The sequence below is a fragment of the uncultured Demequina sp. genome (genome assembly GCF_913055775.1).
In the GTDB taxonomy this organism is placed as follows: Bacteria; Actinomycetota; Actinomycetes; order Actinomycetales; family Demequinaceae; genus Demequina.
Genome location: NZ_CAJXJX010000138.1, coordinates 1 through 6,613, shown reverse-complemented (window position 1 = coordinate 6,613; position 6,613 = coordinate 1). Strand labels below are relative to the sequence as shown.

The window sequence follows — 6,613 nt, the reverse complement described above, 5'->3', positions numbered from 1 at the left end:
AAGGTGCGATGGCCTCCCGCACCCGCGTGATCATCACCGTGGGCGGCACGGGAGTCGGTCCACGAGACCTGACGCCCGAGGCGACCGAGCCGCTCCTGGCGCGCCAGCTGCCGGGCATTCCCGAGCTCATCCGAGCGGCCGGCGCGGCGAGCGCCCCCGCTGCGGCGCTGTCTCGAGGGCTCGCGGGAGTCACGGCCGGCACGCCTGGGTCCGTCATCGTCAACGCCCCGGGGTCGGAGCGCGGTGCACTCGAGGCGGCGCACGTGGTCCTGCCGCTGCTCCCCCACCTGCTGTCGCAGCTCGACGGTGGTGACCACCCATGACCGTCGCCATCGCCCGGATAGCCGATGCGCGCATCGGCCTCGACGAGCACGTCGCCGCCGTCACGGGACCGGAACACGGCGCGGTCGCGACCTTCATCGGCCAGGTGCGCGACCACGACCCCTCCGTGAATGGCGAGGTGACACACCTCGACTACTCCGCGCACCCCGACGCCGCGCACGTGCTCGAGCGCATCGCGCTTGAGGTCGCCGCCGCATCGGCCGTCCCCGTGACCGTCGCGGTCACCCACCGCATCGGCCTCCTGCGCGTCGGAGACGCGGCGATCGTCGCGGCGGTCGCCAGCGCACACCGGGCGCCGGCGTTCGAGGTCTGCCGCGAACTGGTCGAGCGCATCAAGGCCGAGGTTCCGATCTGGAAGCGCGAGATCTTGCGGGACGGCACTCACACGTGGGTGGGAATGTCATGAGCGCGGCGCACCCCGGGCTCGTCGACCGGTTTGGCAGGCAGCACCGTGACCTGCGCATCAGCCTCACGGACCGCTGCTCGCTGCGCTGCACCTACTGCATGCCGGCCGAGGGCGTGCCGTGGCTTCAGCGCGAGTCGATGCTCAGCACGGACGAGCTGGTGCGGATCGCGCGCGTGGCAGTGGAGATGGGCATCGAGGAGATCCGCCTGACCGGCGGCGAACCGCTGCTGCGCGCGGACGTGGTCGACGTCGTGGACCGGCTGGCAAGGCTCGAGGGGCCCACCGGCAGACCGGAGCTGTCGCTCACCACCAATGCTCTTCGCCTGCCGGCGCTCGCCGACCGCCTGCACGACGCCGGTCTCGCGCGCGTCAACATCTCGCTCGACACGCTCAGGCGCGACCGGTTCCTCGACCTGACCCGCCGCGACAAGCTCACGGAGACGCTCGCCGGCATCGCCGCGGCGGACGCCGCGGGCCTTGCACCCATCAAGATCAACGCGGTCGCGATGCGCGGCGTCAACGAGGACGAGATCGTGGATCTCACCCAGTTCTGCGTCACCCACGGCTATCAGATGCGCTTCATCGAGCAGATGCCTCTCGATGCCGGCCACACCTGGGACCGCAACGCCATGGTGACGGGCGAGGAGATCCTCGCTCTGCTCACCGCACGCTGGTCGCTGGTGGAGCGCGGCGACCGCGGCGCGGCGCCCGCTCAGGTGTGGGACATCGAGGGCACCGAGGCGTCGGTGGGCGTCATCGCCTCGGTCACGCGACCGTTCTGCGGCACGTGCGACAGGGTGCGCCTCACCGCGGATGGGCAGCTGCGGGCGTGCCTGTTCTCGCGCGAGGAGTCGGACCTGCGAGGGCTCATGCGCGGCGGCGCGAGCGACGAGCAGCTCGCGGACGCGGTCGCGACCTGTCTGCGCCTCAAGCGCCCGGGTCACGACATCGACGACCCCACGTTCCTGCAGCCCGAGCGGCCCATGAGCGCGATCGGCGGCTAGGCCCTCGACTGCGCGCATCTGCGGCGCTAATCTTCCCTTCATGCCGCATTTGCGAATCTCTGAGGCGGCCGCTCTCGTGGGCGCGTCCGACGACACCGTGCGCCGCTGGATCGACAGCGCCGCCGTCACCACGTCAGTCGACGCCAGAGGTCGGACGCTCATCGACGGCGTCGACGTCGCGCGCCTGGCCCAGGAGCGGGCGCGCGCACCGCGCGACGCGACCGGCATCGCGCGCTCCGCGCGCAACCAGTTCGTGGGACTCGTCACCTCCGTCACGTCCGACGCCGTCATGAGCCAGGTCGAGTTGCAGTGCGGCCCGCATCGGGTGGTGTCGCTCATGAGCACGGAGGCCGTCCGGGACCTCGGGCTCGAGCCCGGCGCAGTCGCGACGGCGGTCGTGAAGGCGACAACGGTCATCGTCGAGCGCGCGCGCGAGACCACGTGAGCAGTACTCGCACACGGGTGCTGGGAGCTGCGGCTGTGGTCATGGGTCTCGCTGCGGGTACCGGGTGCGCGAGCAGCGACGGCTCATCTCAGCTCACCGTGTTCGCGGCCGCGTCGCTCGTCGAGCCGTTCTCCGTGATCGAGGAGTCGTTCGAGGCCGCTCACCCGGGCGTCGACGTCGTGATGGTGCACGCGGGCTCGGCCGACCTCGCGGCGCAGATCATCGAGGGCGCACCCGCGGACGTCTTCGCTGCAGCCGACGAGGCGCAGATGGCGGTCATCGGCGAGCACGCGGCGGCACCACCAGCGGTGTTCGCGACCAACACCCTCACCATCGTGGTGCCCCGCGGCAACCCCGCCGCCGTCGGCAGCATCGAGAGCCTGGGCGATCCATCCGTCGTGAGCGTGGTGTGCGCGCCGCAGGTACCGTGCGGCGCCTCGTCCGCCCGCCTCGCCGCACTCGCGGGCGTCGCTCTGGTGCCGTCGTCCGAGGAGACCTCGGTGACGGGCGTGCTCAGCAAGGTCGCCGAGGGCCATGCCGACGCGGGCCTGGTCTACGTCACGGACGTCGCTCGGCGCACCGGCGTCGAGGCCGTCGCCACCGAGCATGCCGACGAGGTGGTCAACGCCTACCCGATCGCGGCCCTCACCGGCTCCGACCAGCCGGACCTGAGCGCGGGATTCGTGGACTACGTGCTCACCACCGGCCAGGAGGCGCTCGACGCGTACGGCTTCGGGACGGTGCAGCGATGACGGTCGCGATGATGCCGCGATGGATGATGCCACTCGCCGTGGCTGCGGGCGCGCTCGTCGCTCTTCCCTTGGCGGCGACTGCCCTGCGGATCGACTGGTCGAGGCTTCCCGAGCTCGCGGCGTCCCCGTCTGCACTCGACGCGCTGGGCCTCAGCCTGCGCACCGCCGCCGTCGCCACCGCGCTGTGCGTGGCGCTGGGGGTGCCGCTGGGATTCGCGCTCGCGACGTGGCGCTCGAGGGCCAAGCCTGCCGTGCGGGCGCTGGTGCTCGCTCCCCTGGTGCTGCCGCCGGTGGTGGGCGGTCTGGCACTGCTGTACGCGTTCGGGCGTCGGGGCCTCGTGGGAGCGTCGCTCCACGCCGCGGGCGTCGAGCTGGCATTCACCACCGTGGCGGTGGTGCTCGCTCAGACCTTCGTCGCGCTGCCCTTCATGGTGCTCGCCGTCGAGTCAGCCGTGAGCGCGCGCGGCGGCCATCACGAGGCGCTCGCCGCGACGCTGGGTGCCTCTCGCAGCGTGACGCTGTGGCGGGTCACGGTGCCGGCGCTGCGGCCCGCGCTCATCACGGGAACGGTGCTCGCGTTCGCGCGAGCGCTGGGTGAGTTCGGGGCGACCCTCACCTTCGCCGGATCCTTGCCCGGCGTCACCCGTACCCTCCCCCTCGAGATCTACCTCCAGCGGGAGGCCGATGCGGATGCGGCCGTGGCGCTCGCCGCGGTTCTCGTCGTGGTCGCGGTCACGGTGGTCGCGCTCGCCTACCGCCCCGTGGTCAGGCGTGCGTCATGACGCTCGACACGCGCGTCGTGGCGGCCGCTCGCGGCGTCGAGGTCCGGCTCGCGGTACGCGCCGGGCAGACGCTCGCCGTGCTGGGGCCCAACGGTTCCGGCAAGTCCACGGTGCTCGCTACCATCGCCGGCGTGCTGCGCCCGGATGACGGCCGGACAGATCTCGACGGCGACACGCTCCACGACCACGCGACCCGCACCTGGGTCCCGCCGCGACAGCGCGGCATCGGCCTGGTTACGCAGGGCGCCGACCTGTTCCCCGCCATGAGCGTGCTCGACAACGTCGCGTTCGGGATCCGGGCCTCCGGGGCGCGTGCTCGCGACGCGCGGACTCAGGCGCTCGACTGGCTCGAGAGAGTGGGACTCGCGGGCGCGGCGCATCGCCGGCCCGCCGAGCTCTCCGGCGGCCAGGCCAGACGCGCGACGCTGGCTCGGACGCTCGCCGCGCGACCGCGAGCGCTGCTGCTCGACGAGCCTTTCGCGGGAGTCGACGTCGAGGCGGCCTCTCGACTGCGGACGCTGGTCGCCGACGTGACGCGAGACGTCACCACCGTCATCGCGACGCACGACGCGCTGGACGCCCACCTCCTCGCGCAAGAGGTGGCGGTGCTCGAGCACGGCGCCATCGCTGAGTCCGGCCCCACGAGGACCGTCCTCGCGCACCCTCGCACCGACTTCGCCGCGCGCATGGCCGGGCGCTTCGTGCTGCGGGGCACCGCAGGTTCGGGCACCGTGAGCCTTCCCGACGGCACCACCATCGCCGCTGACACCGCTGCCGTGAGCGCTGGGACTCCCGCTGCGGTCGCCCTGGCCGCGGGCGAGGTTCACCTGGCCCACCCCGGCGAGCGAGAGCTCGGACACGAGAGAGCACTGCGCGGAGGACGGGAGCCCGCGAGCCCCGACTCGACGCCGCCGGGGGGCGCGCCGGGGGGCGACACCACCGTGCCGGACGTCGTCGCCTGGCTCGAGCCTCGCGGGGACGTCGTGCGCGTGCAGGGGACGCGCACCGCCGTGGACGTCACCCCGGAGACCGCTGCGACGCTCAGCCCCGGCAGCCCGTTCCGGGTCCGCCTGTCAGACGTCCCGAGGGCCTACGCGATCTGAGCGCGTCATCCCCCCGCGAAGGGCGGGAGCACGTCGACGACGGCGTCTCCCACCGGGTCGTCGTCGCTCGCCCGCCTGCCTTCCACCACGACCGCGCACTGGCGCAGCACTCGGGCGAGCTCCTCGCCATGCGCGTCGACGAGCCGGCGCTTCACGTCGCCCACCGTCACCGCGTCGACCGAGGTCTGCTCGCACCCTGCAGCCTCGGCGGCCGCGGCGAAGAGCCGCACCGTCGCCATCAGCCGGGCATCTCCTCGACCCATCCGCGCGCGAGAGCCGTGGCCGTCCCGGTCGCCTCCGACAAGTCGACGTCACCGCGGGCGACGGCGTATCCGATCAGGAAGGTCGTGATGGGCGCGGCCGGCCGCGCCACGGCGTGGGCCGCCTCGCGCGCGACGTCGAGAAGCTGCTCGACGTCGACGCCCGCGGTGTCGATTCCCAGTTCACCCGCGAGGGCCTCCGCCCACGCCTCCATCTGCGTCGTGTCGCTCATCGCTTCTCCTCTCGGCTCACGTGCCCATCGTGGCCCGTCCGGCGTGCTCGCGCCTGCTCAGGGCCAGCGTTCCCGCAGCTTCCGGACATCGTCCCAGGTGTCGGCGTCGAGCGTGACCCCGGGAGCGACGGGCACGCGCGTCAAGGCCAGCTGGCGCAGCAGCGACCGCATGGATGCTCCGTGTGCCGAGCTGAGGCGCGCGATCGCGGCCTCGAGAGCCGCTCGCCTGTAGACCCCCAGCAGCGGCTGGTCCCGTCCGCCCTCATCGACGGCGATGGCACCCTCGGAGGGGCCGACTGCCGCGAGCAGCTCGGGGAGAGCCGCGCCCGCGCGCGGAGTGTCGACAGCGAGGACCAGGACGAGGTTGACGCCGCCGGCGAGGGCCTTCAGACCCGCCTCGATGCCGGCGACAGGCCCGCCGTCCGGCGGCTCCTCGCGGGTCGAGATGACTCGCGTGCGCTCCACCGGCGCGCCCACCACCGCGACGGCGCGCGCCGGAGCCGCAGCGTCGAGCGCGTGCGCGAGCAACGAGCGCCCGCCCACGTCGATCTCACCCTTGTCGACACCCCCGAGCCGCTCCGCACGGCCCCCGGTGAGAATGATCGCGTCGAACACCGTCATGACGTGTCTCGCGTCCAGGTCCCCGAGCGTCCGCCCTCCTTGCTGAGCAGGCGCACCTCACGGATCGAGGTCGATCGGTCCAGACCCTTCACCATGTCGATGACGTTCAACGCGGCGACGGAGGCCGCCGTCAGGGCCTCCATCTCGACTCCCGTGCGGTCGGCGGTCGACACTCGGGCCACGATCCGCACGCCGCCGTCCTCGACCGCGACGTCCACGCTCGCTCCGTGCACCCCGATCACGTGGGCGAGCGGGAGCAGCTCCGGTGTCCGCTTCGCGGCGGCAATCCCTGCGAGTCGCGCCACCGCGAGCACGTCGCCCTTCGGAACCTCGCCGCCTCTCAACGCCTCCACGACCTCGGGCGCGCACGTCACGAAGGCCTCCGCCGTCGCGGCCCGCACCGTCGGGGCCTTCGCCGTGACGTCGACCATCCGGGCGTGGCCAGCGCGGTCCAGGTGCGTGAACTCCGTCATCGTCTCCACCTCACGACCCCCACGGTATCGCCGGGCTCCACGCGCTCCACGCCCGCAGGCACGTCCGCGAGCGCCTCAGCGGCCGCCAAGCGTGCCATGAGGTGCGACCCGGACCCTCCCGCCGTCGCGGGAACCACGTGACCGTTGTCCGCGAACCGCACCGGCATGAACTGCCGGCGGCCCGGCGCCGTG

General features: G+C 73.0%; 11 protein-coding genes and 1 pseudogene. 7 read left to right on the top strand and 5 right to left on the bottom strand.

Annotated elements, in window-relative coordinates:
* The 7 genes from QZ483_RS11905 to QZ483_RS11875 form a co-directional block, all read left to right on the top strand.
* On the top strand, positions 1 to 323 hold a 323-nt coding region (locus QZ483_RS11905), incomplete at its 5' end, for a molybdopterin-binding protein (protein WP_297084263.1).
* On the top strand, positions 320 to 748 hold the full coding sequence (locus QZ483_RS11900; RefSeq protein ID WP_297084262.1) for a molybdenum cofactor biosynthesis protein MoaE: 429 nt from the start codon (positions 320 to 322) through the stop codon (positions 746 to 748). The genes QZ483_RS11905 and QZ483_RS11900, both read left to right, overlap by 4 nt.
* The gene (gene moaA, locus QZ483_RS11895; RefSeq protein WP_297084260.1) at positions 745 to 1,752 is read left to right on the top strand and encodes a GTP 3',8-cyclase MoaA; all 1,008 of its coding nucleotides are present in this window, start codon (positions 745 to 747) and stop codon (positions 1,750 to 1,752) included. Before QZ483_RS11900 ends, moaA begins: the two co-directional genes overlap by 4 nt.
* Before the next feature lie 40 nt (positions 1,753 to 1,792).
* Positions 1,793 to 2,197 (top strand): molybdopterin-binding protein, encoded by a 405-nt coding sequence (locus QZ483_RS11890; RefSeq protein ID WP_297084256.1) that lies wholly within the window; start codon positions 1,793 to 1,795, stop codon positions 2,195 to 2,197.
* Complete coding sequence (modA, locus tag QZ483_RS11885) at positions 2,194 to 2,949, top strand: molybdate ABC transporter substrate-binding protein (protein ID WP_297084254.1); 756 nt, start codon at positions 2,194 to 2,196, stop codon at positions 2,947 to 2,949. The genes QZ483_RS11890 and modA overlap by 4 nt, the downstream gene beginning before the upstream one ends.
* A complete protein-coding gene (locus tag QZ483_RS11880) occupies positions 2,946 to 3,731 on the top strand; it encodes an ABC transporter permease (protein WP_297084251.1) in 786 nt (261 codons plus the stop codon). The genes modA and QZ483_RS11880 overlap by 4 nt, the downstream gene beginning before the upstream one ends.
* On the top strand, positions 3,728 to 4,834 hold the full coding sequence (locus tag QZ483_RS11875) for a sulfate/molybdate ABC transporter ATP-binding protein (RefSeq protein ID WP_297084248.1): 1,107 nt from the start codon (positions 3,728 to 3,730) through the stop codon (positions 4,832 to 4,834). Before QZ483_RS11880 ends, QZ483_RS11875 begins: the two co-directional genes overlap by 4 nt.
* Before the next feature lie 5 nt (positions 4,835 to 4,839).
* On the opposite strand, the gene QZ483_RS11870 is transcribed toward QZ483_RS11875, so the two are convergent.
* The 5 genes and pseudogenes from QZ483_RS11870 to QZ483_RS11850 all read right to left on the bottom strand — a co-directional run.
* The gene (locus tag QZ483_RS11870) at positions 4,840 to 5,073 is read right to left on the bottom strand and encodes a MoaD/ThiS family protein (protein WP_297084246.1); all 234 of its coding nucleotides are present in this window, start codon (positions 5,071 to 5,073) and stop codon (positions 4,840 to 4,842) included.
* Positions 5,073 to 5,327, bottom strand: a complete 255-nt coding sequence (locus QZ483_RS11865) for a DUF6457 domain-containing protein (protein WP_297084245.1) — start codon at positions 5,325 to 5,327, stop codon at positions 5,073 to 5,075. Before QZ483_RS11865 ends, QZ483_RS11870 begins: the two co-directional genes overlap by 1 nt.
* A gap of 57 nt (positions 5,328 to 5,384) precedes the next feature.
* Entirely contained in the window at positions 5,385 to 5,948 is a 564-nt protein-coding gene (locus tag QZ483_RS11860; protein ID WP_297084243.1) for a molybdenum cofactor guanylyltransferase, read from the bottom strand.
* Positions 5,945 to 6,421, bottom strand: coding sequence for a cyclic pyranopterin monophosphate synthase MoaC (gene moaC / locus QZ483_RS11855; RefSeq protein WP_297084241.1), 477 nt, complete (start codon positions 6,419 to 6,421; stop codon positions 5,945 to 5,947). Before moaC ends, QZ483_RS11860 begins: the two co-directional genes overlap by 4 nt.
* Positions 6,418 to 6,613: pseudogene (locus tag QZ483_RS11850) on the bottom strand (molybdopterin molybdenumtransferase MoeA); the annotation flags it as partial. The gene moaC and the pseudogene QZ483_RS11850, both read right to left, overlap by 4 nt.

Coding starts and splice junctions, on each gene's coding strand:
- moaA (WP_297084260.1), top strand. CDS start 745: ATGAGCGCGGCGCACCCCGGGCTCGTCGACCGGTTTGGCAGGCAGCAC.
- QZ483_RS11870 (WP_297084246.1), bottom strand. CDS start 5,073: ATGGCGACGGTGCGGCTCTTCGCCGCGGCCGCCGAGGCTGCAGGGTGC.
- QZ483_RS11865 (WP_297084245.1), bottom strand. CDS start 5,327: ATGAGCGACACGACGCAGATGGAGGCGTGGGCGGAGGCCCTCGCGGGT.
- QZ483_RS11860 (WP_297084243.1), bottom strand. CDS start 5,948: ATGACGGTGTTCGACGCGATCATTCTCACCGGGGGCCGTGCGGAGCGG.
- QZ483_RS11875 (WP_297084248.1), top strand. CDS start 3,728: ATGACGCTCGACACGCGCGTCGTGGCGGCCGCTCGCGGCGTCGAGGTC.
- moaC (WP_297084241.1), bottom strand. CDS start 6,421: ATGACGGAGTTCACGCACCTGGACCGCGCTGGCCACGCCCGGATGGTC.
- QZ483_RS11900 (WP_297084262.1), top strand. CDS start 320: ATGACCGTCGCCATCGCCCGGATAGCCGATGCGCGCATCGGCCTCGAC.
- QZ483_RS11890 (WP_297084256.1), top strand. CDS start 1,793: ATGCCGCATTTGCGAATCTCTGAGGCGGCCGCTCTCGTGGGCGCGTCC.
- QZ483_RS11880 (WP_297084251.1), top strand. CDS start 2,946: ATGACGGTCGCGATGATGCCGCGATGGATGATGCCACTCGCCGTGGCT.